The following is a 24,228-nucleotide window of genomic DNA, read 5'->3' as shown; positions in this document are numbered from 1 at the left end:
TTATTGGCTCCTCACACCGCGGTTCGCCCACTTTTCAGCTTTGAGAAAGCCCCGATTTGACACGGAGGAAAGAAGAAGGAAGATCACGAAGGCGGTGATGTAGAAGGTAAAGGGCTGCTTCGTCGAACCTGCGCCCATCGCCGCCGTCCGCATGATTTCGACCAGGCCGACAACGGAGATTAGCGACGTGTCCTTGAGCGTGAACTGCCAGACGTTTCCAAGGCCTGGGAGGGCGAACCTAGCCGCTTGTGGGATCAGCACCCGGCGCAGCCGCAGCCATGGACCCATCCCAATGGATTTCGCCGCTTCGATCTGACCGGGGGGGACAGCGAGAACGGCCGCGCGAATGACCTCGGTGGCATATGCTCCGGCACTCACGCTGATACAGAGCACGCCGATCACGAAGATTGGAGGCTCGATGTATCCGCCGTATCCGAACAGTCCGTTGGCAATGGTGCGCAGGAGTGTCCCGCCACCGAAGAATACCAGAAAGATGATGAGTAGTTCAGGGACGCCGCGAACGACCGTCGTATAGACGTCACCGAGCAGGCGTAGTGACCAGAAACGGGATAGCTTTGCCGCAGCAAAAATCGAACCAAAGATGATTCCGAAAAAGTACGAACAGGCTGCGACGACAACGGTCATCATTGCCCCACGCACCAGTTCATCGCCCCAGCCGGCATCTCCCCATTGTAATAGTGTTAAATCCATCGCCCACGCCTCAAGCTTGCAAAACGGATAGAGCGCCGGACGCACGAGTGCCGACGCTCCAACTAAAAGAGATTTACTGCTTGGGAGACGCGTCGTAGCCGAACCACTGTTGGGACAGCTTCTGGACCGTGCCGTCCGCGACGGCGGCATCAATTGCTTTGTCGAACAGCGCTTTGAGATCGGTATCCTCTTTGCGGATGCCAACGCCGACACCCTTTCCGAATAGTCCCCCCGTCATTCTCGGGCCAAACATCTTCAGGTCCTTGTTATCGGGCTTGTCCGTCAGCGGCTTCAGGAAGCTGACCGAAGCCAGGCTCGCGTCGATCCGACCGGCCTTCAAATCCATCACGACGTTGTCGATGGTGTCGTAGGTCGAGATCTGCACGCTCGGCATCATCTGTTTCATGAACGTTTCATGAGATGTACCGGCCTGAACGCCAAACTTCACGCCCTCGAAAACCTTGGTGAATTTATCCAACTCGGCTTTCTGCTCGGGGGTGATATTGTCGAGCGGAAGGTTCTCGACTGTAGCCGGAGTTTTCAGAAGCGGGCTGTCCGCTGTCGTCAGGAACGTCATCGGCGTGAGGAGATACGGGCGGGAGAACGAAATGACCTTTTCGCGCGCCGGCTGGATGCCCATCGCTGCCATAATGGCATCGTACCGACCCGCGGTAAGGGAAGGTATGATCCCGTCCCAAGCCTGCTCGACGAATTTGCATTCGATGTTCATGCGCTTGCAAAGGTCGTTTCCGAGATCGATGTCGAAGCCGATCAGCTTTCCGCCCGCATCCTTGAAGTTGTAGGGCGCGTAAGATCCTTCGGTCGCAATTGTGATGCTCTTGTAGTCCTTGGCCACTGACGGGCCTGCCGCGACAAGGACGCCGGTCACAATTGCCGCAAGCGCATTCAAGTTGAAGAATTTCATAACGTTCACCTCTGTTGCTGTTATTGTTTATTTCGAATCTTGACTCTTCTGCGCGCTTACGCGCTCACAGAACGCTGGAGAGGAAGGCCCGACACCTTGGTGACGTCGGGTTCTGGAACACTTCTTGCGGCGTTCCCTGCTCTTCGATTTGCCCCTTTTCGAGGAAGAGAACCTTGTTCGATACGTCGCGAGCAAAACCCATTTCGTGCGTCACCACGACCATCGTCCGCCCCTCCTCGGCGAGCTTCCTGATCACCTTCAGGACTTCACCCACCAATTCCGGATCGAGGGCAGAGGTTGGTTCGTCGAAGAGAAGCGCGCTCGGCTGCATAGCCAGTGCGCGTGCGATGCTGACGCGCTGTTGTTGCCCACCTGACAATTGAGACGGGTAGGCGTCGTGCTTGTCGGCAATACCGACCTTGTCCAGGAAATCCATTGCACGGTCGCGCACGTCGCCCTTGGGCTGCTTGAGAACGTGTACGGGGCCTTCCATGACGTTCTGCAGGACAGTCATATGTCCCCACAGATTGAAGCTCTGGAACACCATGCCAAGTTGCATCCGCATGCGTTCGATCTTTTTGCGATCGACTCCGACCAATCGGCCGGCCGCATCGGTTTTGACGACAACCTCCTCCTGCCCGACCGCGATACGGCCCTTATTCGGCGTTTCGAGGAAATTCATACAGCGAAGGAAAGTACTCTTACCGGAGCCGGAGCTGCCAATTATCGAAACGACGTCACCCTTATCGGCCGTGAGTGAAATCCCCTTCAGAACTTCGAGCGTTCCGAAGTTTTTATGCACGTCTTCTGCCACCAAGGTGGGTTGAGTAGCGTCCATTCGCGTTCCCTTGTTTTTCATTCCTAATCTCTTGCAATGCAGCGGAAACTCTCACGGCAGGACAGCCGAGAATGACGCCGCTGGCATCTGCCAGCATTTATTTTCAACGATGCAGCACGTGTTAACATGCCCGCCGAAGTGCAATTCGAGATTAGGACCCAGTTTTCTATTGTTACTAAAAGCTTGCCTTCCATATCGCAAGGGCAGTAATAAGCATGCGCCCATGCGCATATGTTATGGAGGGGACAATGATTCAATCGCGTCAGTTGGAAGCGTTCCGGGCTGTGATGCTGACGGGAGGTATGACGTCTGCAGCTGATCTTGTGAGGATCACACAGCCCGCAATTAGCCGGCTGATCAGGGATCTCGAAGACGAAATAGGGATCAGCCTGTTCGAGAGAACGGGCAACCGCTTACGACCCACTCGTGAGGCCGGTATTCTGTTCAAGGAAGTGTCGCGACATTTCAACGGGATTCAGCACATCGACAAAGTCGCGGCTGAACTGAAGAAGTCTCACATGGGGTCTCTAAGGGTCGCCTGTTATACGGCGCCGGCTCTGAGTTTTATGTCCGGCGTCATTCAGACGTTCATCGCCGATCGGCCCGACGTGTCGGTCTACCTCGACACGGTTCCCTCCCAGACGGTCCTCGAATTGGTCTCGCTCCAGCACTACGATCTCGGAATATCGATATTGGCTGGCGACTATCCTGGTCTCACCATCGAACCTGTCCCTTCCTTTCGTGCGGTCTGCCTGCTGCCGCCGGGGCATCGTCTCGAAGACAAGGAAACTGTTCATGCGACGGACCTTGAAGGAGAGTCATTGATTTGCCTCTCTCCAGTAAGCCTTCTACGGATGCAAACGGACGCCGCACTGGACAGCTGCGGCGTCCACTGTAATCGCAGGATAGAAAGTAGTCTGGCGCTGAATCTCTGCGATCTGGTAAGCAGGGGAATGGGGGTTGGTATCGTCGACCCCTTCACTGCCGACTACTACAGTGCAAATCCGGTTATTCAGCGCTCCTTTGATCCGGTTGTCCCCTACCATTTTGCTATCGTTCTTCCGACCGACAGCCCACCGCCGCGCTTGGTTAGCGAGTTCCGGGCAGCGTTGCTTGATGCTTTGAAAGCCTTGCCCTATGAAACCATTTGATCGTCAGGATCGCAGCAAGTTGTCAAAGATATCGGGTCCAGCCCGGTGTCGTGGTCGAAAGGCTGGCGAACCCGGCTTATTCCGTTCTAGAGGCCACCAGTCGGCGAGATTTACCCGCACGAAAACATTGTTGCTGATGCGATAGGCAGCGGGACCGGCGCGCAGCTCGTCGAAATCACGGCTAGACGGAGATTCTGTGGCGACTGCAGATAGAAAGATGCCTCCGAACACTGTGGTTCCCGGAACGCTGTAATTCGAGCGGTTGGGTACTTTCGACACGGTGATGTTTTGCCCGAACACAACAGACTTGTTGGGTCTGGGCACGTGTCTCATCGATATGCTCCTGGGAAAACAATGTCCTGATCGACCAGCACATTGAATTTGTAACCAGGCCGGATCTCGAGCGTAGGCTGCACGTCCATGTTTCTCTGGATGGTCCGGTCAGCGACGCGCCCGAAAGTCTCTGCGAAGTTCCTTCGCGCCGCATCTGATGCCGTATCCTGCGTCGCCAGTGTCGAACTCTCGGGCACGGCCATGTCGATCCCCGTGCCGATCACCGCAATAAGGACGGCCGAACCAAACGTCTGGAGCCACTTCCGATCCACCTTATCGCGGAAACCGCTGTAGCCCTGCGCGTCCGTCCCGGACATGCCGCCGATCTGGAGCGTCGAGCCATTCGGGAAGATGATGTCCGTCCAGACGACGAGCACACGGCTCTGGCCGAACGACACCTTGCTGTCATAGCGGCCGAACAGTTTCGTTCCCTGCGGGATCAGGAGGCGGTGTCCTGTCGCCGAGTCATAGACGTTCTGGCTTACCTGGGCAGTGATACGCCCGGGCAGGTCGGAATTGATCCCGGTGATCAATGTCGCGGGAACGACCGAGCCACGTTTGAGTTCGTAAAGCGACTGCTGGGGGACGACACGGTTCGGAAGATAACCGAGCTCCTTGAGGTCGGCATTGAAGAAATCCTCCTTCGTCTTCTGGCCGTTCGGATCAACATTTTGCCCGGCGAGACCCGCACGAAGATCGGCGGCGTAGAGGTCGGATGCTCCGGGAGCCGTTGCCGTGGAAACCTCGTTCGTCGTCCCGGCCGTGTCGTTTGCATTAGCTCCCTGCCTGTCAAACTTGCCGCGGTCGATAGCGATCGGTGAGTCATAGGCGGCGTCATTGGCCTGCAGCCGGGCCATTCTCTGGCGCTGCCGCTCACGAAGATATTGCTCTTCCTGCTCGCGCTGCAAGCGGGCGCGCCAGACCTGTTCAGATTCCAGTTGCGGTTCCGTCCGCGCATCTTCCCTTTGACCGGGCTGAGGTGTGAATGGATTGACGGAGCGCTTCTCCTCTTCCCTCTCGACCGGCGTCGGCTGCAGCGTCGTCACCTGCTGCGGCTCGCCGATGATGCCGTCGGAAACGCCGCGCTTGATCTGATCGGCGAAGGTTGACGCCGGATTGCCGGAGCTTGTGTCCGGGCCGGTGTCGCGGAAATACAGTCCGCGTGAGGTCAGGCCGTAGAAGATGACGGCTAGAAAGACGACCACAAGCACGATCACGACGATGATCGGCATGCGGTTGATCCGGCGCATGCCGGAGCCCACCTCCTCGTTTTTAGAGCCGCCGAGCTTGAGCGATTGAACCATGACCGCCCTCTCCACTAACCGCGTTGCATGACCGAGAGCGCGCTCGCCGGCTGCGCGCTCATCGTTGTGACGGTATAGGCGCGGCCGAGTTCGACGCTGTTGGTCGACAGACGGGCGAGCACTTGCCCCTCGAAGGGAATGACGACATAGGCGAGCGGCACGGTGCGCGTCGTGCCATCCGTCTTCTGGTCGGTCACGACCGCATAACCCCATCCCTTGAGGGACGCCTCCAACGCTTGCCCGAAGGGCGAGCCGTCCTGCTTCAGCGAGACGGTCGCGGTACCAGGGCCGATCTGCTCGGCGAGCGTGCTCACCATGTCGCCGGCAATGGCGCTGGCCGCCGGCCCCGAGATTTCGGCAGGGGCATTGCTGGAGCTCAACCCGTCCGTCCCGGCGGATTGGCATCCGGAAAGGAGGAGGGCGAGGGCGCAGGTGGCAGCGAGGCTGCGGAGGGGGCGCAAGGGGTGCGTGCGGGAGGGCAGGCTTGGCATCACCGCCCTCCCCTTTTGATTGTCACCTTCTCCTGTTTCCAGCCGACGCCGGAAACGAGAACCGCGCGATCGACGTGATAGTCGACCACCATCATATCGCCCTTCATCCGGTAGTTGACGATGCGGTTCTGACCGCCGGAGACGACAAACAGCACCGGCGCGTCCTGGCCGGAGATCGAGCGCGGGAACTGGATATAGGTCTTTTCCCCGTCACTATAGACCCGTGTCGGCCGCCAGCCGGCATTGCCGGAGACGGAATAGGAGAAATTCAACTGCTCGGCCGGTACGCCGGCGCCGGGGATCGTGCTCGCCTCCATCCGTGCGTTGATGTCGGCGAGCTTGTTGGACACGTCTTCCGGATATTCGAATCCGACGCGGGCCATGTATTGTGTCTGATGCGACTTGAGCTGGATGTGATAGGTGCGGCGCGAGGTCGTCACCACCATCGAGGTGACGAGGTTCGGCTCTGATGGCTTGACGATCAGGTGGATCGCCTGCCCACCCGCAGCACCTGACGTCGCCGGCTCGACCTTCCACCTTACGGTGTCGCCGACGAGGACGTCGCGCACCACTTCGCCGCCCTGAAGCTCGATGTCGCACACCTGCAGCGGCGAGCAGACGACGGAGGGCTGCACCTCGCCGTAAAGGAAGATCACCTTCCCGTCCGGTCCTTTCGTGACAAGTCCGCGTGAGCCGCGCCACTGAGTGGAAATCCCCATCCCCTTCGCCTCATTGGCGGTGACGCCATCGGCTGCGAGCGCGCGTGAGGAAAGAGAAGCCGACAACGGCACGAGAGCAACGACGATCGTGGCAGCAGTCAGCGTGGCCGAAAAACGTCTCAGTCGAATGTTCATGTTCGGGGCCATGCCTTTCAAAGCTGCGCGGTCCAGTCGAGATCCCTGAGATAGAGTCCGATCGGGTTAAGCCGGATGACGCCCTCGTCCTGCGGCGGTGCAAGCGTCACGGTGGCGATCCCGCGGAACCGGCGTGTGGCTGTCTCTTTGCCGCGGCGATCGCGCTCGAATTCAGTCCAATCGATCTGGTAGGACTGGTTCGACAGCGCGACGATGTTGTTGACCTCGACGGCGACCGTTGCGTTCTTCGCTTTCTCGAAGGGCGAGGAGGAGCGAAACCAGGCGTTGACCTTCTCGGTCGCCGGATCCGAGGTCCGAAGCAGCGCATAGGTGCGGTCGATATATTGCTTCTGCACGACCGCATCCGGCGACACCGACCGGAAGTTCGAAACGAAACTTCCAAGCGTGGCGCGCACCACGCGCGGGTCGGCATATTCGATCTGCTGCGGAAAGCCGGCGCTTGAGGCCGTGCCGAGCTTGTCGACCTCGACGATATACGGGACCAGCTTGACCTGCGTGCTCTGGTAAAGAGCGTAGCTGAAGCCGACGACCGCCATGGTCATCCCGGTGACCCCGATCAGGCGCCAGGCCGCGGCTGCCTTCACATAGGAGCCGTAGCGCTCGTTCCATTCCGTTCTCGCAGCGATATAGGGATTGTCGGGCGGGGTTCGTCCGGCCATGTGCGGTCAGCCTTGTTTGTTTTCGTTGACGGGTGGAGGCGGAGGAGGCGTCGAAGGCCTGCCGGTTTGCCGGGTCTGATCAAGCTTGGCATTGGCGAGGCCGAGCAGAGAGCCGGCATAGGCGCCAGGCGACGCGATCGCCTTTTCTCGTGCCGCTGAGCCTGCCGCCCATCCGGCGTTGCCGATGCCGGACGCCATGCCGCGAAGTGCAGCTCCGGCCATGGACGAGCCCCCTGCCCTCGCCGAGCTCGCTGATTCTGCTCCCTTGATCGCGGCGCCCGCGCCAAGGAAGGCGCCACCGGCGGCGAAGGCGGCCGTCTGACCACCATGACGGATCGCCTCCATGCCGCCTGAGACCGATGCGCCCTGCACGACGCCCTGGATAATCGGCGGGACATACATGGCGATAATGAAGACCACGACAGAGATACCGGCGATGCCGATCGTGGTGATGAACTGGTCGGAGGTCGCCGTCGGCGCCTCGGCCAGCCCTATCAGAATGTCGGACCCGATCTTGGCGATCATCACCAGCGCCATCAGCTTCATGCCGACGGAGAAGGCGTAGACCAGATACCGGACCGCGAAATCCTTGGTATAGGAGCTGCCGCCCAAACCGAGCATGATCATGCCGGCGAGGAGGCCCACATACATCTCAACCATGACGGCGACGAAGATCGCTGCGACGAGCGAAAAGGCGACGACGACCACGATCATCGCGAAGACCGCTGCGATCGCCAGCGCATTATCCTCCCAGAGGCCGAACTTCGCCTGTTCCGACATTTTGGAGGCGACGCGGATACCCGCGTCGAAGATGTTGGCCGGCGAAGCCGAGCCCCCGCCCGCGCCGATCTGGAACAGGCTGTCAACCACCGCCTTGGCCAGCGCCGGGCCGCGGTCGAGGATAAAGGCGAAGAGACCGATAAACATGATCCGACGCACGAGCTCGGCGAACCAGGCGTCGAGGCTTGCCGCATTGATAGCCAGCCACACGGCGGCGATACCGATCTCGATCCCGGCAAGGATCCAGAACAGCGACCGCGCCGCGTTCATGATCGTCGTCTCCCAGCCCTTGGCGGCGGTAACAACCTGGTTCTCCAACGTGGTGAGCACGGAACCCTGTTGGGCGAGCGCCGGCGCTGTCGCAAGAGCCAGGATCGCGATGACGATGAAAGCGGTTTCGAGCTTGCGGGACGGGCGGACGACTACCATCGCGGCTTCATTTCCTGCCCGCCGCGCACGTCGCGATCCGGGTCGCCGCCGAGGAAGCGCTCCCGGTGCTCGCGCTGCGCTGCGCCAGAACCGGACGTCCCGGCCGGTGTTTCAGTCGCAGCATCCGGTTGGACCACCACCCAGACGATCATGCCGGCTCCGAAGGCGACCAGACCCGCGACTGCGAGGACGATGAGGATGCGCGGGCTCACCAGCGCGGCTCCATCGTCTGCCCGCCGCGAATGTCATTGGTCGGCGCGTTGAAGAATTTTTCGCGTCGGGCCTGGGCGAGGTCCTTCTGTGCCTGTTCCGACTGAAACCATGTTCCCATCATTGTGGTCTGCTGCGACACCAACCCACGCAGCTTCTGCATCTGCGCCACCTGCTGGGTGGCGATCTGGTGCCCCACCTGCAGGGCCTTCATCTGGCCGTCGGCGCTCTCCGACATCGAGCGCAGCGAGGACATGGTGGATTCCTCGCTTGAAAACTGCTCGGCCGTCAGGTTAGCCGCCTTCAGCGTGCCGGCGATGGTGTCGCGATTGGTATCGGACCAGTTCTGATAGGTCGACGAAAAGCTCTGGCCGTCCGGCAGGTTGCTCTTCATGTCGGCGAAACTCTGGAAGCGCTGCTTCACGACGTCGTCGATGTTGCCCATCGAAAAGGCGACGCCCTGCCCCTGCGCGACGATGTTCTGGAGCTTGTTGAGGTCGTTCTCGACCTGGCCCCAGATATGGTCCGGCAGTTGCGCGGTGTTCTGCAGCAGATTCTTGTAGATGTTGATCTGGTTCTGAATCTGCTCGGCAAGCTGGCTGATCTGGGTAATCTGATTGTTCACCTGCTCGGCGGACTTGCCGACGAGACTAATGAGCTCCGCATTGTTGGCGAGTTGGGTCCATTCGGTGGCCTGTCCGGTAACGCCGCCGGCATATGCGGTAAACGGCAGAGCGACCGGGACGATGATGGCCGTGATCATGGCGGCGCGCGCCGCTTCAAGCGGCCTGGAAAAGTGTTTCGGCATGGGCGATCCCCCTTTGCTGGAGCCAGTGCTTGGGCCAATCCGCCCCGTGTTGGAAGTGAAGGGCGCGGATGCGCTTGAGGTCCTCCTTGCCGGACGCACCGACGAAGGAAAGCGCTACGGGACCAAGCGACATATCGAACAGCCGGCGACCCTCGGGCGAGGCGACGTAATATTCGCGTTTTGGCAGTGCGGTGGCGACGATCTCGATCTGCCGTTCGTTGAAACCGATGCGCTCATAGAACTCGCGCGTCCCTGGCTCGCGTGCCGCGCCGTTGGGCAGACATATCTTGGTCGGGCAGGATTCCTTCAGCACGTCGATGATGCCCGAGCGCTCGGCGTCGGATATCGATTGTGTGGCGAGCACGACGGCGCAGTTAGCCTTGCGCAGGACCTTCAGCCATTCCCTGATCTTGTCGCGGAATGTTGGATGGCCGAGCATCAGCCAGGCTTCGTCGAGGATGATCAGGCTGGGTGCGCCCGTCAGCCGCTTCTCGACCCGCCGGAACATATAGAGCAGGACCGGAACGAGATTGCGTTCGCCCATATTCATCAATTCCTCGACCTCGAAGCACTGGAAGGCGCCGAGCGCCAGTCCGTCCTGTTCGGCATCAAGCAACTGGCCCATTGGACCGTCGACCGTGTAGTGGTGCAACGCGTCCTTGATCTCGCGCATCTGCACGCCTGATACGAAATCCGAAAGCGAGCGGCCGCGCGATTCCGCCATCAGGCCCAACTGCCTGGAAATGGCGTTGCGATAGTCAGGCGTGACCGTGACGCCCTGCAGGGCAACGAGCGTCTCGATCCACTCGGCCGCCCAGGCGCGGTCGCTGTCCGTCGCGAGTTCGGCGAGCGGGCAGAAGGCCAGTCGCGGCGAGTCCCCCTCCCCTCCTTCGGCCGCCTCCCCGCCGATCTCGTAGTGATCGCCGCCGATGGCGAGCGCTAGCGGCAACATCGACCGCCCCTTGTCGAACGCAAAGATCTGCGCATCCGCATAGCGTCGGAACTGCGCCGCGATCAGCGACAGCAAAGTCGATTTGCCCGAACCGGTCGGGCCGAAGACCAGCGCATGCCCGACATCATCGACATGCAGGTTCAGGCGGAACGGCGTCGAGCCGCTGGCGACCTGCATGAGCGGCGGCGATCCCGGCGGGTAGAATGAGCATGGCGCGACGGGGCTTCCCGACCAGACCGAGTTCAGCGGAATGAGGTCCGCGAGATTGCGCGTGTTGACGAGCGGCTCGCGGATATTGGCATAGGAAACTCCCGGCAGACTGCCGAGAAAGGCATCGGTCGCGTTCAGCGTCTCGATCCGGGCGCCGAATCCTTCGGCCTGGATCAATCGGCGGATCGCCTCGCACTTTTCCTGAAGCCGTTCTTGCTGTTCATCGAACAACAAGATGACCGGCGTGTAATATCCATAAGCGACGAGCTGCGACGATGCCTCGGCGATTGCGTCCTCCGTCTCGGCCACCATCATCATGGCGTCCTGATCCACCGAACGGCTCTGGGTTTGGAAAAGCTGATCGAAGAACGGCCGGACCTTCTGCTGCCATTTCTTGCGGGTGCGCTCCAGCTTCTGCCGTGCCTCCTGTTCGTCAAGAAAGACGAAGCGCGATGACCACCTATAGGTGAGCGGCATCAGGTCGAGACTGTTCAGGATCCCCGGCCAGCTCTCCGCGGCTAAGCCGTCAATGGCGACGACGCCAAGAAAGCGGTTCTCGACGGTCGGTGTAAGACCATGCTGCAGCTCGGCCGTGACAAGCCAGTCGAGATACATCGGGATATCGGGGAGGCGGACAGGGTGGTTCTCGCCGGTGATGCAGAAGCGGATGAATTGGAACAGCTCGTCGTAGCGCGCAACGCGAAAGCCGCCGCGCTCCTCCGTTTCCTGCGTCACCATGCGGCGGATGGAGACGACATTGGCGAGATACTGTTCGAATTCGCGGATGGAGGTCCGGAAGGAGTCGAGCGCCGTATCGGCATAGGTGGCGGAACGGCTGACCGTATCCGAATAGACATAGCGCGTGAGGCCCGATCGGCGTGGCTCCGGCGGCCGCCAGGTCAGGATCAACGCGTGCCGGCTCTCGAAATGCCCGCTCTCCCGCTCGAAATGAGACCGGCGCTCCGTATCGATCGCGCGCGTGACCGGATCAGGAAAATGGCAAGTGTCCCCGACCGGATAATCGATCGTCGGAACCCGCAATGCCTCGACCTGAACCATCCAACCCGAACCCAGCCGCGACATGATCATATTGATCTGCCGCGACACCTCGTTGCGCTCTGAATCTGTCGAGCTTTCGCTGTCCGGGCCGGCAAAATACCAGCCGGCCATCAGTGAGCCATCCTTCAACAGGATCACGCCATTGCCGACCAGGCCCGCATAAGGAACCAGATCGGCAAAGGACGGGCCGGAGTGTCGGAAGAGCTTTAGTGCGACCATGCCCGTCTCCTCAGAACTTGCGCCACGGTGTCGAGGTGGGCCGGTAGAGCGATCGGTAAGACACGTGCCGCAGATATACGCGGCGCATCAGCGGATCGGCCTTCGCCATCATACGAAGGGCGGCGACCGCGATCAGCCAGATGGCCAAGCCAAACAGCGCGGCGTACCAGGTCAGCACCACAAAGATCAGGATCACGGCGGCAAGGCCGGTGAGCAACACCAGTTCGCGGTCGGCGCCCATCAGCAGGTTCGGGCGTGATAGCGCCCGATGTATTCGAGTGCGGGTAAGATTGGAGCCGGGTTCAGTCATGAGCCCCCTCCCCTTCCGTTCGAAGCTCCGAAGACAGTTCGACATTCCAAGATCCGGCTCGCCCCTCAAACTCGCCAATCGAAGCGCCGGTTGCCCCGAAGAGAGCGACGATCTGGGTCGCGCCAAGAAGCACGCCGCCCACGAGGGCGACGTAGCAAAGCCTCCTTGCGAAATCATTCAACTCGCCCCCGAAGATCAGCATGGCACCAGCGATCGCCACCGCCGCGAGTGCGATGAATCCAGCCACCGGTCCCGTGATCGACTGTTGGATTTGTTGCAGCGGAGATTCCCACGGCAACCCACCCCCGCCCGAAGAGGCGAACGCCGGATTGGAAACGCTGATCCAGAAGAAAGCGGCCAGTGCTGCAAGCGAAATGGTGATTTGGGTCTTACGCGACATGGCTGTCCTCATCGATCTGGGCGTAGTGCTCGGTCCGGTAGCGCGAGTTGATGAAGCCCTCGACATGGATCACGTCGCGGACTCGCCTTCCCTTTCCCGTTCGTTCTATGGAGACAATCAGATCGACTGCCTCGCCGATCACTTCCTGCATTGGCTGCTGGCTCGCTTCCGCGGTCAGCTGCTCGAGTCGTCGAAGAGCCGACATTGCCGTGTTCGAATGAATGGTGGTGACACCGCCCGGGTGCCCGGTATTCCATGCCTTGAGCAGCGTGAGCGCCGCCCCGTCGCGGACCTCGCCGACGATGATGCGGTCGGGCCGCAACCGCATCGTACTCTTGAGAAGCCGGGCCATATCGATCGTGTCACTTGTGTGGAGCGCGACGGCGTTCTCAGCCGCGCACTGGATCTCGGCGGTGTCTTCGAGAATGACGATCCTGTCATCCGGCGCATTGGCAACGATTTCGGCAATGACTGCATTGGCGAGCGTCGTCTTTCCCGAGCCCGTGCCACCGGAAATCACGACGTTCATGCGAGACGCAATCGCACTGCGCAGAACCGAGGCCTGCGCCTCCGTCATGATCTTGCGCTTCACATAATCGTCGAGCAGGATCAGGCGCGACGCGCGACGTCGGATCGTGAAGCTCGGTCCGGAAACGATCGGCGGCAGCAAGCCCTCGAAGCGGTGGCCGCCGATCGGGAGTTCGCCGGAGATGATCGGTTGCTCGTCGTCGGTTTCGGATTGCAGTACGTGGGCGACGCTGCCAATGATCACTTCCGCCGCGGCGGGGCTGAGGTGGCCTGCGGGGGCAACCCCATGACCCAGGCGCTCGATGAAGAGCTTGCCATCGGGGTTGAGCATGATCTCGACGACTGTCGCATCATCAAGCGCGACACAAAGCTGATCACCGAGAGCGTCCTGCAGTTTGCGCACGAGACGCGAATGGGAGCGCAGCTGGGTCACGCGACGCTCCTGATCGAGGCTGCATCGATCCTCGGGATCGAATGATATTCCGGTGGGCAAACATGCTCGAAGCTGGCACGATCGGCCCGCAGGCTTCCCGCGATGGCGATGGTGTTGCCGATTGCGACCGGTTGGCCGAGCCGTCGCATCGGCCATCCGGCGCGCTTCAGGATGCGCTCGAAACGAAGATCGGTTGCCGTGACGATCTCGCTGTAGCCGCTCGCCATCGACCATTCGATGATGCCGGCGAACAGGGTGAGCGTGGCGAGATTCAGTTGGCTTGCATCCCTCCGCGAGACAAGCGCGGTATCGACACAGAAACGCGAGCTCTCCACCATCCCGGAATGCGCGACGAGTGATCCCGTTTCGAGGAGTTGGGGAAAAGTCTGCTCCAGCATCGTCGGGCCGGCAGCCGGAAGAAGACGGGCGCAACCTGCGACAAGTCCACTATCGGTAATCGCCAGAAGGTAGGTCGGCTTGTAACCATCGTACTGGTCGCGCTCTTCCCCGGCTGTTATGGAGACCTCCCATTCCAGGCGGACGCCGAACACTGTCGCGCGAAGACGGTGCATTTGTTTGAGGAAGCTTCGATTACGTTCGTATTGGTCCGGCGAGACTGTCAGTATCCGCATCATGATCTCCGCATGAACAGGTCATGCGGACAGAAATCATCTCACGGCGCGTTTGCCTACGTGCAGATTTGCACCTCAGGTGATTCTACCGAGTCGGCGTTCCAGGGCGCGAAATGCGAGCGGGTGAGGCCGGCCAGACACCATCAAGGTTGTGCAAATCTGCACTTGGTGCCACGTCGCACAGAAGAAGAGAATCGGTCTAACTCACAGATAGCATTTGAAGAATCGGCATTTAGTGTGATTTCGATTGAAACGGGCGTAACCTTTCATTAACCAAAAACGTCTTGCAACCTCACCCGCATTAGGTAATCGTCACGGATAAATGGCAATACGCGCCAATTAACCGTGACAAGAGATTACACCGTGAGCAAAGCCGCTGCCATATCCCGAAATGATCGCCCGTCGGTAGATGTCACCATTGGTGAGCATGCTGAGCAGCTCAGCTCTCAGCTTCAAGCGATGAGCGAGGCTTTGTTTCCTCCGACATCACACAAGAGCTTGCGCAAATTTACCTCGGGTGAAGCCGCACGTTTGATGAAAATATCTGACTCGACGCTTCGCAAGATGACACTGGCTGGCGAAGGGCCGCAACCTGAACTCGCCAGCAACGGGCGGCGCTTTTACACCCTCGGTCAGATAAATGAAATCCGGCAGATGCTTGCCGGCTCGACTCGAGGACGTGAAAGCATTGATTTTGTGCCTCATCGCCGAGGTTCTGAGCATTTGCAAGTCATTGCCGTAACCAACTTCAAAGGTGGCTCTGGGAAGACGACGACGTCCGCTCATCTTGCACAGTATCTGGCGTTGCAAGGTTACAGGGTTCTCGCAGTCGATCTCGATCCGCAGGCTAGTCTTTCAGCACTCCTCGGCGTTCTGCCAGAAACTGATGTCGGTGCAAACGAAACGCTCTATGCGGCTATTCGGTATGACGAGACACGTCGTCCGTTGCGAGATGTGATCCGACCGACGTATTTTGATGGTCTTCACCTTGTTCCTGGAAATCTCGAGCTTATGGAGTTCGAGCATACCACCCCGAAAGCATTGACTGACAAAGGTACGCGCGACGGATTGTTCTTCACTCGCGTGGCCCAAGCCTTTGATGAGGTCGCCGACGATTACGATGTCGTGGTCATCGACTGCCCTCCTCAGCTTGGGTTTCTGACTCTCAGCGGGTTGTGTGCTGCAACATCAATGGTAATCACCGTACATCCTCAGATGCTGGATATCGCTTCCATGAGCCAGTTTCTCCTCATGACACGCGACCTTCTGGGTGTCGTGAAAGAGGCGGGGGGCAATCTCCAGTACGATTTCATACGCTATCTCTTGACGCGCTATGAACCCCAGGACGCGCCGCAGACGAAAGTGGCGGCACTGCTGCGCAACATGTTCGAGGATCACGTCCTTACAAATCCTATGGTCAAGTCGGCAGCGGTGTCTGATGCCGGTTTAACCAAGCAGACCCTCTATGAGATAGGGCGAGAGAACCTTACGCGCTCGACATACGACCGGGCGATGGAATCTTTGGATGCCGTGAACTCCGAGATCGAGGCTTTGATCAAGACTGCGTGGGGGCGAGCATGATGATGGGTGGCGCGCTTCCCGTGGGGCTGTTGGGAGCTCCCAACCGTGATGTGTTGAATCGCCCACTGGGAAACGGGAGCTGGAAATATCGCGTTGGTTTGAGACACCGACGTATGCCCCTAGCTAGTTGGCCAGGGCGCAGTCGCCTATTCCTGTTGGGAGCTCCCAACCAGGCGCGTGTGCAATCAAAAATCCGACGGCACGCACCCAAAACCAAGAGGCCGACATTATGAGCCGTAAAGACGCAATCGACTCCTTGTTTCTCAAGAAGCAACCTGCGACCGATAGAACAGCAGTCGACAAGTCAGCCGTTCGTGTTCGTACCGGAGCGATTTCGGCCATGGGTTCGTCTTTGCAAGAGATGGCCGAGGGAGCAAAAGCTGCAGCTCGGCTGCAGGATCAACTGGCTGCGGGCGAAGCCGTCGTGTCCCTGGATCCATCCATGATCGACGGGTCGCCGATCGCGGATCGGCTGCCCGCGGACGTCGATCCGAAGTTCGAGCAGCTTGAGGCGAGCATTTCGCAGGAGGGGCAGCAGGTGCCGATTCTTGTCAGACCGCATCCTGAGGCTGCCGGTCGATATCAAATCGTATATGGAAGGCGGCGACTGCGCGCGGCAGTAAATCTGCGCAGAGAGGTTTCTGCAATTGTCCGAAATCTCACGGACCGTGAACTGGTCGTGGCCCAGGGCCGCGAAAATCTTGACCGTGCTGACCTCTCGTTCATTGAGAAGGCTCTCTTCGCCCTGCGCCTCGAAGATGCGGGTTTTGATCGGGCCACCATCATTGCCGCGCTTTCCACTGACAAGGCCGACCTCAGCCGCTACATAACGGTAGCCAGGGGCATACCGCTGAACCTTGCCACGCAAATTGGTCCAGCGTCGAAAGCGGGTCGATCGCGTTGGGTCGCACTTGCCGAGGGGCTTGGGAAGGCCAAGGCAACGGACGCAATCGAAGCGGTGCTTGAGTCAGAGCAGTTCAAGCACTCCGATAGCGATGCCCGCTTTGCCCTCATTTTTAACGCCGTTTCAAAGCCGCCCGCTAAGGCTCCAAAAAAGGTAAGGGCCTGGAGCACGCCAAAGGGGAAAAAGGCTGCGACGATCCGACAAGAAACCGGACGAACAGCTCTGGTTTTCGACGAGAGACTGGTGCCAACTTTTGGCGAATATGTCGCTGACCAGTTGGATAGTCTGTACGCCCAATTTATTGAAACAACCGGAGGAGGCAAGCTCGACCAATAGCCAGGGTTTCATCCAATTCAAAGCTTCGCTCGATTGAGATGGACTGGCTCTCACCGCAAAAGAAAAAGGCCCCCGAAACGGCGTTCCGGAAGACCTTCTCTGTAGTCTCGCAGCTAAGAGAATCGCATTTCCAGAAATCGTAGTCAAGGGTCCCGTAAGGGAAAGCGTCATTTCGACGGGCGGATTTCTATTGCCTAACAAAAGGTAAAAGGAAATGCAGACGCATATCTCAACGACGTCCTTTGGGCGGCGGCCGATGACACTCGGCCATCTTGCAAGCCAGATGGTCGCAAAAGCGGTCGCATCAGACGCTGTCGCCAACAAATGGCAGGTCTTCCAGCACATCCGTGAATCCCGGGAACTGATCGGAGCCACGGACCGCTCGCTCTCGATCCTGAACGCGCTGTTGACGTTTTACCCGGAGACCACCTTGACTGGTGGCGCCGAACTGGTCGTATGGCCTTCTAACGAGCAGCTGATGGCTCGCGCCAACGGCATGCCCGCCACGACACTGCGCCGGCATCTTGCCGTACTGGTTGATTGCGGGCTCATCATTCGCCGCGACAGTCCCAACGGCAAGCGATTCGCTCGCAAGGGAAGGGGAGGGGAGATCGAGCAGGCCTACGGCTTGGATCTGTCGCCGATCGTAGCGCGGGCCGAAGAGTTCCGAGATTTGGCCCAGGCGGTGCAAGCTGAAAAGAAGGCCTTCCGGGTCTCCAAGGAACGGCTGACTCTGCTTCGCCGCGACATCGTCAAAATGATCGAGACTGGCGTCGAAGAAGGCGTTCCCGGAGACTGGGGAAGAGTTACACAGACCTATCAGGGGATCATCGGCCGCTTGCCGCGCTCTGCACCCCGTCAGCTTGTCGAGAGTATTGGTCACGAACTTCAGGATCTCTGCACCGAGATACGTGACGTATTGGAATCATTTGCAGAAACAATGAAATTGGACGGCAATGAGTCCCATTTCGGTCGCCACAAACAGAATTCAAAACCAGACTCTAAATCTGAATCTGAATACGGCTCTGGAAAAAATGTAGAAGCGGGCGGCAGCGTTGCGGAAACCGACAACGTGCGGAGCTTGCCGAAACGCGAGCTGCCTTTGGGGATAGTGATGGATGCCTGCCCCGAAATTCAGGAACTGGCCCAGGGAGGGACAATCCGGCATTGGCGGGACTTGCTGGCGGCGGCTGAGCTTGCCCGGCCGATGCTGGGGATTAGTCCGAGCGCCTGGCGGGAGGCCCGCGAAACCATGGGCGAGCAACACGCTGCGATCACGCTGGCGTCAATCTATCAGCGGGCCGGTCAGATCAACAACGCCGGCGGTTATCTCCGAAGCCTGACCGACCGGGCCAAGGACGGGAAGTTTTCGACCTGGCCGATGGTTATGGCGTTGCTCCGGGCGAAGCTGGACGAGCAGAAGAATGCAGCCGGCGCTGGAAAGCCGCGAACTGATGAGGAGGTCGAGGATGACAGCCGCCTCCACGTATCGGAATCGCTGCTGAAAAACCTGCGAAAGCCGAGATCATGGTGATCCCCTCGCTATTCAGCCGCCGCGATGTCGACCTCGGTGATCAACCCGGAACGTCGGGCGCGATCGATCAGGTTCTTGACGGACGAGGGCGACCATTTGGATCCACCGCGCGGCGTACGTTCGTGCAATCTTTCAAGCTGGACAGCGATCTCACGAAGCTTGAGGTCCGGGTTCGAAGAATGAATGCCAGCCACAAGCGTCATCAGGCGGTCTTCGGGAAGACGGGGCAGAGATTTTTTCAGCAGCGCTGGATCCGCCATGCGTTCAGACACCATCCACTTCACGGCTCGGCGAAGACGTTCTGGCGTCCATTCGAGGCCGCGCTGCTTGAGCACTCGTGCGATGTCGTCCCATGTGTGATCCGGTCGCATGCGCCGGACGGTCGGAAGCCATTGGTTCGCGGAAGCCTGGATGCGATCGCCATATGCGGCTTTCTGGGCCGCGGTCATCCTGGCCAACACCTCGGGGCGTTTTTCCCGGATGCCCGGGTTGCCGGGAAGCTTTCCCTTGGACTTGGCTGCCCGAATGCCTGCCTTTGTTCGTTCGGAAATGAGCGCGCGTTCGAGCTGCGCCACGGCGCCGAGAACCTGGAGGGAAAACATTCCCTGCGGCGTCGACGTGTCGATAGGATCGCGCAGCGACCGGAAATGCGCGCCCTTCGCCGTCAGATCCTCGATCACCTCGAGCAGATGACTGACCGAGCGCGCCAGGCGGTCAAGTCGTACCACAACAAGCGTGTCACCAGCGCTAATCTCCCGAAGCAGTTTGGAGAGAGCAGGGCGGGCACGCGAGGCGCCGGATCCGTGTTCTTGGACGATCATATCGCACCCCGCCGATCGCAAGTCGATTTCCTGGGCTTCCGTCGCCTGCTCGTCCGTAGAGACGCGTGCATAGCCGATCAGCCGGCCCTGTGGCCGACGGGAAGCCCTGTTCTTGGTGTTAGCAGCCATTTGTAGTGCCTGAGGAGTGTTGAAGGGCGCTTTTCCAAACGTAGAGGATAAGGATAAACGATCGTTTGTAAACGTCTCTTGGTCCTTTGGAGTCAAAGTAAACACGTCGCAAGTGGCTGGAAAACAGTGATTTTCATCGATGTCACGTCCATCGGCGCTAATCCTGTACAGTTCGAACGCCTTTGGCAGCTCTAATAGTACGCGCGCGAGAAAAAGTATCGGCTATGATTGAAGTGTATGCTATTATAGCTTCAAGATTATCAAAATAGATACGTTAAAACAATGAGATATGAAACCGGTGATTTGCCACTGGCGGCGCTGCTTCCGGCCATCGCAAGGGCGGAAGATCAGCTCGCGCGTCTCGACGAGGTTGTTCGCCGCAGCCCCGTCAGGCAGGGCTTTACCGAAAGGTCGCACTTCATCGAGGCGGCCGCCAGCATGTGGGTCGCCGGCGAGCTTGTCCATCTCGAGGATCTCGTTCTCCACGACGCAAATCGGGATGTCCGCACCCCGACCCATGAAGTCACAATCGCACATTCAATCTTGAGGGCGCGGCGGCGCATCGCAAGCGCTGACCCGGGCTGGGCGACGAGCAGGGCTGGGGTCGTAAGCCTCGCGGGGCGATCAGAGGACTCTACGGAACGAGAGGTGGTAGGCGAAGGGAGCTCGTCATTATCCATCGAACTGGCATTGAACGAAGACGAGAACGGTTTTGCGGCGGAGATGGCGGAAATCGATGCGGTCCTTAATCGATCCGCCCGTGTGCTCGAAGCGGTGGCAACGGGCGAGGGCCGCAAGGCGGATCCTTTGATGGTCGGTGAGCTCATTGTCCGGGATCCGGGTTGGAACGAGGAAGGGCGCCTTTCGGATTGGAGAGCGGCTCTGGCTGAGGCCGACGCCTTGCCGACCACGTTGGCGGCCGCAGTTATATGGGACGCATGGGAATGCATAGAGCCATTGCAGCGGCAGCATTGGCTTGGTACACAACTGGTGAATTCCTATTTCCGGGTGCGCGGAAAGGTGTCCTCGCACCTGTTCGGCATCTGCTCCGGTCTGAAAGCTGTGCCGCGGGAACGGCGGCGATCACACAATCGTGTATCACGAGTGCTTGCCGGGCTGGATGCAATGGCGAGCAGCGCTGAACTGGCCATGAAGGAAGTAATTCGGCTGGGACAGGCTAGGGAGCACCTCGAGCGCAAACTGAAGGGAAAGCGCTCATCCAGCAGTTTGCCGCGCGTTGTGGACTTGCTGATGGCGCGACCGATCGTATCCTCGTCGATTATAGTCAAGGAATTGAAGGTTAGCCATCGTGCGGCGCTCGATCTCGTCGCCGAACTCGGCGTTCGGGAAGTGACGGGGAGAGGAAGCTTCCGTGCATGGGGTGTAATTTGATGCGAAGGCAGCAAACGATGGTCGGTACGAGGTCGGGTCCTCGGGCGTTCAGATGTTTCTGGTGATAGAATCCCCTTTTGTTTCGCGGCTTATTCGTGGCGACGCTTATCGCAAAACGGCAGCGCATTTGCCGCCGTCAAAATCCGTGGGAGAGGGCGGCAACGTTCATCTGAACTCAGTTAAATAGATCGTCTTGATGCCGTCCGGCGTTAGGCCAGTACGGCGCAATTCAGCCTCACAGCGCTCTTGAAGAACCTCCCTGTCTCCGGGTTGCCCAATTAGATAGACATAGAGATTACGGACCGCTCCGACGAGCTTTGTCACTTCCTCCAACTTGAGGGCGTACGTTCCCTGGGTGCTTGCTTTCCGATCGGCGATGGGCTCCGGAAGCGCCGAAACCCGCAAAGACTGCCTTCCGGGATAGCATCGCCTGAACCATTGCTCGGCTTCTAGGAGTTGAGCATGGTCGTTCTTGTAGAGCGGGTTGTCCTTCTCCTTGTCGCTTTTGGCTTCTATGACAAAGTCGAACAAACCGCTCGTTCGCCACAAAACATCAGGCCCTGTTTTGTGCACTGCTTCCGGTCGCTCGGCGTCAAAACCAAGATATGCTCCAAGGTTCTTTAACGCTTCCTCATATTGGAACGGGGAGGCGTCGGGCACTAAAGCCGAGACCGCTTCGTTATAAGCAGGAATGAGCGACCCACGACGTTGGTATTCGAGGATTCGGCTAACAATCGCCATGGATTGTGGACCTGCCATTGGTCGCGGAATGTAGGCGGGTCGGATGCGAGGTGGGATATGGTTGTTGTTGGTTGCGAAAGCTGACGTCTGAAGTCGCTGACCCTTGTGATCGTCATTCATATGGAAAGCGATGCGAGCTGCCAACGAGGAAAGCCATGCCCTTCTCTGACCATCCTGTACTAGGTCTGGTGAGGAAATTAGGTGTTCGAGTTCTTGAATGGCGCTTTCATACTGTCCCACTCTTTCCAGCCGGAAAGCCCTGCGCTCAGCACCGGCGACCTTCAGCGCCAGTTCGTCGATACCCGGGGGCCGGGTGGCGGCTGCCAACTCTGACGCATGGTAGGCAACCCAATCCGGATCCCTGTTCAAACACTTGAGCATCGTTTCGCCAATTTCCTGATAGCTGGCGACAGCCTCACTCACTTCCTGTCCCACGTTGAGTTGGACGCGGCTGCTCGCGGTCAGATGCTCAAGATTCTTCTTGCGTCCGATCCATGCAACCAAATCGCTTCCCGTCAGGACGACAACGCAGAAATCGCCGCCGCCCCTGGAGCCGCGCCCTATGCCCTGCTCGATCCGCTGAGCCAACAACGAGTTGACCGCGGAATCTGCAAGAACACTCGTCCGAAACATATCGTAGTCGGTCGTACCCTGTGGCAGGCCATCCATAATCAGCAGGCGGCAAGACGGACCAGCCAAATCAATGCCGTCGTATCGGTTAGCAAGAACGATCGGACCCTTGAAGGATCCGGCCTGCATATCTTTTATACGGTGGCTAACCGCTTCGCTTGTCTCTGGATATTCCGCAGTATCCAACCATCCTTTGGCAATGGTCCCGGACGGCGCCAAAATCGCGACGCCGGCATAACCGGCAATCCATTTCGCGATCTGTTTAACCATCGGTGTGATAGCGACATTGCCGAGCGGCATCAGCTCGGGCACCAAGATCATGCGCTCGCCTACACCCGCAAGCGATGAAGACTGAATCGGTCTGCCAACTGCAGCAGGGGAGGCACCGAATGTGCGAACAATCTCGCTGTCGTCCAAATCGTAGCAGACATGTAGATCCGGCGTTTAGCGTCATCGAACGTAGGAAGAAGATCAACCGGTGGAAAGGTGGGGGTGATCGTCACCGATTTGCGGCTGAAGAGGCAGTGGCACATGGCCAGATTGTCACGTAGGAGAGGCCATATGTAGGGATCAACGCCCTCGACATGCTGTGAAAGAAATTCCCGAACTTCGGGGACCTTGGACAGCCAAGCCCAGCTGGGGACCTCGATCACGCCGAAATCCTTCCCCCTCGTGATGTCAGCAAAGGCGCCGCCTCGTCCGACCTCGTCGAACGCGCCCCTGAATCGATCCGCCATCTCCTGATAGACCTCGAGGTGGTCTTTCGACGTGATTGTCAGGCTGAATGCTTTACGAACAGAGGAAAGCGCGACGTGCGCGTCGTCCAAGATGATGCCGCCGACTTTCACTGCCGGCTTCGCGGAACCCCGAACACCAAATTTACTGCGACCACTGAAAAGGCTCTCGTAGGCCCCCACGAGAACGGCGTTACCATCTAGAAACTCGGAGGCTAGAGGCTGCCCCCTCGTGTAGGGTACCGCGCGTATTCCATATTCAGTCGCTTTGGCAATAACCTGTTCGACGAGCTGGGTAGTTGGTGCGAGATAAAGAACGGGTTCACCGAGTTCATTCATGGTTGATTGTGCCATGAGCAGCGCAACCAGGGTCTTTCCTCCCCCCGTATGCAGTTTTACAACGACATCCTTGTCGTTTCTGCGGGACGGATACCAAGCATCGAGAGCCTCGGCTTGGCTAACATAAAGGTCATTGATCCCGACGGCTTTCGGGAGGGAATGAAAGATATCTCGTGGGGCGACGGGCTTCGGCTTTGCCTTGTCCTCGCGAAGCTTTTTGAAGTCGACCATCTCTTGTCCCCCAATTTACTGACAGTTCTGCTTTAACAGATGTATGCCCATGAGAGAGGCATTAAAAATTCTTACTACTTTGAAAAACCTGTTGCAGGTTATTTTTTCGGCGGGCGTTACTGACGCCTAGCGATGTGGCAGGAGCAGGATGAAAAACCATGCTTTCTGCATCCACTAATTCACAGACGTCCAAGGTTGAGGGTCAGAAATCAATTCTGTCCTCTCGCATTTCACCACCAAGGCCAAATAAATACATGGAGCCATAAAATGACAACAGATCGCTCCGCGGCGCGCCGTCGATTCGTTGTGTTAGCGCCTCGGCCACCACGCCGACGTGCTTTACGAGTGCGTCCAGATGTTGCTTTGTTGGTTGGTTCCTATCTCCAAGCGCTGCATTCAGCGCATACAGCCGTTCAAGCGGCGCGGGATGGGTCTCGGATACCGAAAACCGAGGTATATCGAGAAATCGGGAGCCCAGAAGTTCAATTAAGTGGAGGAAGAGAAATATGTGATAGGCGCCGTTGGAAAGGCGGAGTTTTGCATCTTTATCCGACCCGATGGCTGTAATCGCGTGGAGGTCAGCACTGAATTCTAGATCG

Annotated in this window: 23 protein-coding genes and 1 pseudogene; 5 read left to right on the top strand and 19 right to left on the bottom strand. The window is 58.8% G+C overall.

What is annotated here, in order from left to right:
• The 3 genes from nocQ to nocP all read right to left on the bottom strand — a co-directional run bounded on the left by nocQ (position 1) and on the right by nocP (position 2,474).
• Positions 1-711, bottom strand: a complete 711-nt coding sequence (nocQ, locus tag IEI95_RS00980) for a nopaline ABC transporter permease NocQ (protein ID WP_045023353.1) — start codon at positions 709-711, stop codon at positions 1-3.
• Positions 712-784: 73 nt separating this feature from the next.
• On the bottom strand, positions 785-1,636 hold the full coding sequence (gene nocT / locus IEI95_RS00975) for a nopaline ABC transporter substrate-binding protein NocT (RefSeq protein WP_045023355.1): 852 nt from the start codon (positions 1,634-1,636) through the stop codon (positions 785-787).
• 64 nt (positions 1,637-1,700) lie between these two features.
• Complete coding sequence (nocP, locus tag IEI95_RS00970; protein WP_070167555.1) at positions 1,701-2,474, bottom strand: nopaline ABC transporter ATP-binding protein NocP; 774 nt, start codon at positions 2,472-2,474, stop codon at positions 1,701-1,703.
• A 248-nt stretch (positions 2,475-2,722) separates the two neighbouring features.
• Here nocP and IEI95_RS00965 point away from each other — a divergent pair, with 248 nt between their 5' ends.
• A complete protein-coding gene (locus IEI95_RS00965; protein ID WP_070167524.1) occupies positions 2,723-3,625 on the top strand; it encodes a LysR family transcriptional regulator in 903 nt (300 codons plus the stop codon).
• A gap of 329 nt (positions 3,626-3,954) precedes the next feature.
• On the opposite strand, the gene IEI95_RS00960 is transcribed toward IEI95_RS00965, so the two are convergent.
• From IEI95_RS00960 to traI, 12 genes are read right to left on the bottom strand one after another with little or no spacing between them, the layout of a single operon-like run.
• Positions 3,955-5,262, bottom strand: a complete 1,308-nt coding sequence (locus IEI95_RS00960; RefSeq protein WP_070167523.1) for an IncP-type conjugal transfer protein TrbI — start codon at positions 5,260-5,262, stop codon at positions 3,955-3,957.
• Between the two features lie 14 nt (positions 5,263-5,276).
• The gene (gene trbH, locus IEI95_RS00955) at positions 5,277-5,753 is read right to left on the bottom strand and encodes a conjugal transfer protein TrbH (RefSeq protein ID WP_070167522.1); all 477 of its coding nucleotides are present in this window, start codon (positions 5,751-5,753) and stop codon (positions 5,277-5,279) included.
• Entirely contained in the window at positions 5,753-6,607 is an 855-nt protein-coding gene (trbG, locus tag IEI95_RS00950) for a P-type conjugative transfer protein TrbG (RefSeq protein ID WP_070167554.1), read from the bottom strand. The genes trbH and trbG overlap by 1 nt, the downstream gene beginning before the upstream one ends.
• 17 nt (positions 6,608-6,624) lie before the next feature.
• A complete protein-coding gene (locus IEI95_RS00945) occupies positions 6,625-7,287 on the bottom strand; it encodes a conjugal transfer protein TrbF (RefSeq protein WP_070167521.1) in 663 nt (220 codons plus the stop codon).
• A gap of 6 nt (positions 7,288-7,293) precedes the next feature.
• Positions 7,294-8,496 (bottom strand): P-type conjugative transfer protein TrbL, encoded by a 1,203-nt coding sequence (gene trbL, locus IEI95_RS00940; RefSeq protein ID WP_070167520.1) that lies wholly within the window; start codon positions 8,494-8,496, stop codon positions 7,294-7,296.
• A complete protein-coding gene (gene trbK, locus IEI95_RS00935) occupies positions 8,490-8,708 on the bottom strand; it encodes an entry exclusion protein TrbK (RefSeq protein WP_070167519.1) in 219 nt (72 codons plus the stop codon). The genes trbL and trbK overlap by 7 nt, the downstream gene beginning before the upstream one ends.
• Positions 8,705-9,514, bottom strand: coding sequence for a P-type conjugative transfer protein TrbJ (trbJ, locus tag IEI95_RS00930; protein WP_070167518.1), 810 nt, complete (start codon positions 9,512-9,514; stop codon positions 8,705-8,707). The genes trbK and trbJ overlap by 4 nt, the downstream gene beginning before the upstream one ends.
• Positions 9,486-11,954, bottom strand: a complete 2,469-nt coding sequence (locus tag IEI95_RS00925) for a conjugal transfer protein TrbE (protein WP_070167517.1) — start codon at positions 11,952-11,954, stop codon at positions 9,486-9,488. The genes trbJ and IEI95_RS00925 overlap by 29 nt, the downstream gene beginning before the upstream one ends.
• A gap of 10 nt (positions 11,955-11,964) precedes the next feature.
• Positions 11,965-12,264 carry a conjugal transfer protein TrbD gene (gene trbD / locus IEI95_RS00920; RefSeq protein WP_080868326.1) on the bottom strand — a complete coding sequence of 100 codons (300 nt, stop codon included), beginning with the start codon at positions 12,262-12,264 and terminating at the stop codon, positions 11,965-11,967.
• Positions 12,257-12,664, bottom strand: coding sequence for a conjugal transfer pilin TrbC (trbC, locus tag IEI95_RS00915; protein WP_194415665.1), 408 nt, complete (start codon positions 12,662-12,664; stop codon positions 12,257-12,259). Before trbC ends, trbD begins: the two co-directional genes overlap by 8 nt.
• Entirely contained in the window at positions 12,654-13,625 is a 972-nt protein-coding gene (trbB, locus tag IEI95_RS00910; protein WP_194415663.1) for a P-type conjugative transfer ATPase TrbB, read from the bottom strand. Before trbB ends, trbC begins: the two co-directional genes overlap by 11 nt.
• Positions 13,622-14,257, bottom strand: a complete 636-nt coding sequence (gene traI / locus IEI95_RS00905; RefSeq protein WP_194415661.1) for an acyl-homoserine-lactone synthase — start codon at positions 14,255-14,257, stop codon at positions 13,622-13,624. The genes trbB and traI overlap by 4 nt, the downstream gene beginning before the upstream one ends.
• A 363-nt stretch (positions 14,258-14,620) precedes the next feature.
• On the opposite strand from traI, the gene repA reads away from it, so the two are divergent.
• From repA to repC, 3 genes are all read left to right on the top strand, one after another.
• Complete coding sequence (repA, locus tag IEI95_RS00900) at positions 14,621-15,838, top strand: plasmid partitioning protein RepA (RefSeq protein WP_041724029.1); 1,218 nt, start codon at positions 14,621-14,623, stop codon at positions 15,836-15,838.
• A 229-nt stretch (positions 15,839-16,067) separates the two neighbouring features.
• Positions 16,068-17,078: a plasmid partitioning protein RepB gene (repB, locus tag IEI95_RS00895; RefSeq protein WP_172691113.1), complete on the top strand. Its 1,011-nt coding sequence runs from the start codon at positions 16,068-16,070 to the stop codon at positions 17,076-17,078.
• A 214-nt stretch (positions 17,079-17,292) separates the two neighbouring features.
• Positions 17,293-18,612 (top strand): plasmid replication protein RepC, encoded by a 1,320-nt coding sequence (repC, locus tag IEI95_RS00890; protein WP_194415658.1) that lies wholly within the window; start codon positions 17,293-17,295, stop codon positions 18,610-18,612.
• Positions 18,613-18,620: 8 nt separating this feature from the next.
• Here repC and IEI95_RS00885 read toward each other — a convergent pair whose 3' ends face one another.
• Positions 18,621-19,562 (bottom strand): recombinase family protein, encoded by a 942-nt coding sequence (locus IEI95_RS00885; RefSeq protein ID WP_194415655.1) that lies wholly within the window; start codon positions 19,560-19,562, stop codon positions 18,621-18,623.
• 282 nt (positions 19,563-19,844) lie between these two features.
• On the opposite strand from IEI95_RS00885, the gene IEI95_RS00880 reads away from it, so the two are divergent.
• Complete coding sequence (locus IEI95_RS00880) at positions 19,845-20,954, top strand: RHE_PE00001 family protein (protein ID WP_012654977.1); 1,110 nt, start codon at positions 19,845-19,847, stop codon at positions 20,952-20,954.
• Positions 20,955-21,119: 165 nt separating this feature from the next.
• Here IEI95_RS00880 and IEI95_RS29205 read toward each other — a convergent pair whose 3' ends face one another.
• The 3 genes and pseudogenes from IEI95_RS29205 to IEI95_RS00870 all read right to left on the bottom strand — a co-directional run.
• Entirely contained in the window at positions 21,120-22,646 is a 1,527-nt protein-coding gene (locus tag IEI95_RS29205; RefSeq protein ID WP_234934141.1) for a hypothetical protein, read from the bottom strand.
• 8 nt (positions 22,647-22,654) lie between these two features.
• On the bottom strand, positions 22,655-23,629 hold the full coding sequence (locus IEI95_RS29200; RefSeq protein WP_234934140.1) for a DEAD/DEAH box helicase: 975 nt from the start codon (positions 23,627-23,629) through the stop codon (positions 22,655-22,657).
• Positions 23,630-23,831: 202 nt separating this feature from the next.
• A pseudogene (locus IEI95_RS00870) lies at positions 23,832-24,228 on the bottom strand (hypothetical protein); the annotation flags it as partial.

It is taken from the genome of Agrobacterium vitis (assembly GCF_014926405.1).
GTDB classification, from domain to species: Bacteria; Pseudomonadota; Alphaproteobacteria; order Rhizobiales; family Rhizobiaceae; genus Allorhizobium; species Allorhizobium vitis_H.
Note: the sequence above shows the minus strand (reverse complement) of the source record. Positions and strands in the feature narration are given on the sequence as shown.

Excerpts from the sequence above, each read along its gene's own strand:
- repC (WP_194415658.1), top strand. The coding sequence starts at position 17,293 with ATGCAGACGCATATCTCAACGACGTCCTTTGGGCGGCGGCCGATGACA.
- IEI95_RS00880 (WP_012654977.1), top strand. The coding sequence starts at position 19,845 with ATGAGATATGAAACCGGTGATTTGCCACTGGCGGCGCTGCTTCCGGCC.
- trbL (WP_070167520.1), bottom strand. The coding sequence starts at position 8,496 with ATGGTAGTCGTCCGCCCGTCCCGCAAGCTCGAAACCGCTTTCATCGTC.
- IEI95_RS00945 (WP_070167521.1), bottom strand. The coding sequence starts at position 7,287 with ATGGCCGGACGAACCCCGCCCGACAATCCCTATATCGCTGCGAGAACG.
- IEI95_RS00965 (WP_070167524.1), top strand. The coding sequence starts at position 2,723 with ATGATTCAATCGCGTCAGTTGGAAGCGTTCCGGGCTGTGATGCTGACG.
- nocT (WP_045023355.1), bottom strand. The coding sequence starts at position 1,636 with ATGAAATTCTTCAACTTGAATGCGCTTGCGGCAATTGTGACCGGCGTC.
- traI (WP_194415661.1), bottom strand. The coding sequence starts at position 14,257 with ATGCGGATACTGACAGTCTCGCCGGACCAATACGAACGTAATCGAAGC.
- trbH (WP_070167522.1), bottom strand. The coding sequence starts at position 5,753 with ATGCCAAGCCTGCCCTCCCGCACGCACCCCTTGCGCCCCCTCCGCAGC.
- nocP (WP_070167555.1), bottom strand. The coding sequence starts at position 2,474 with ATGGACGCTACTCAACCCACCTTGGTGGCAGAAGACGTGCATAAAAAC.
- IEI95_RS00925 (WP_070167517.1), bottom strand. The coding sequence starts at position 11,954 with ATGGTCGCACTAAAGCTCTTCCGACACTCCGGCCCGTCCTTTGCCGAT.
- trbJ (WP_070167518.1), bottom strand. The coding sequence starts at position 9,514 with ATGCCGAAACACTTTTCCAGGCCGCTTGAAGCGGCGCGCGCCGCCATG.
- repB (WP_172691113.1), top strand. The coding sequence starts at position 16,068 with ATGAGCCGTAAAGACGCAATCGACTCCTTGTTTCTCAAGAAGCAACCT.
- trbC (WP_194415665.1), bottom strand. The coding sequence starts at position 12,664 with ATGTCGCGTAAGACCCAAATCACCATTTCGCTTGCAGCACTGGCCGCT.
- nocQ (WP_045023353.1), bottom strand. The coding sequence starts at position 711 with ATGGATTTAACACTATTACAATGGGGAGATGCCGGCTGGGGCGATGAA.
- IEI95_RS00885 (WP_194415655.1), bottom strand. The coding sequence starts at position 19,562 with ATGGCTGCTAACACCAAGAACAGGGCTTCCCGTCGGCCACAGGGCCGG.
- trbG (WP_070167554.1), bottom strand. The coding sequence starts at position 6,607 with ATGAACATTCGACTGAGACGTTTTTCGGCCACGCTGACTGCTGCCACG.
- IEI95_RS29200 (WP_234934140.1), bottom strand. The coding sequence starts at position 23,629 with ATGGTCGACTTCAAAAAGCTTCGCGAGGACAAGGCAAAGCCGAAGCCC.
- IEI95_RS00960 (WP_070167523.1), bottom strand. The coding sequence starts at position 5,262 with ATGGTTCAATCGCTCAAGCTCGGCGGCTCTAAAAACGAGGAGGTGGGC.
- trbD (WP_080868326.1), bottom strand. The coding sequence starts at position 12,264 with ATGACTGAACCCGGCTCCAATCTTACCCGCACTCGAATACATCGGGCG.
- IEI95_RS29205 (WP_234934141.1), bottom strand. The coding sequence starts at position 22,646 with ATGATCTTGGTGCCCGAGCTGATGCCGCTCGGCAATGTCGCTATCACA.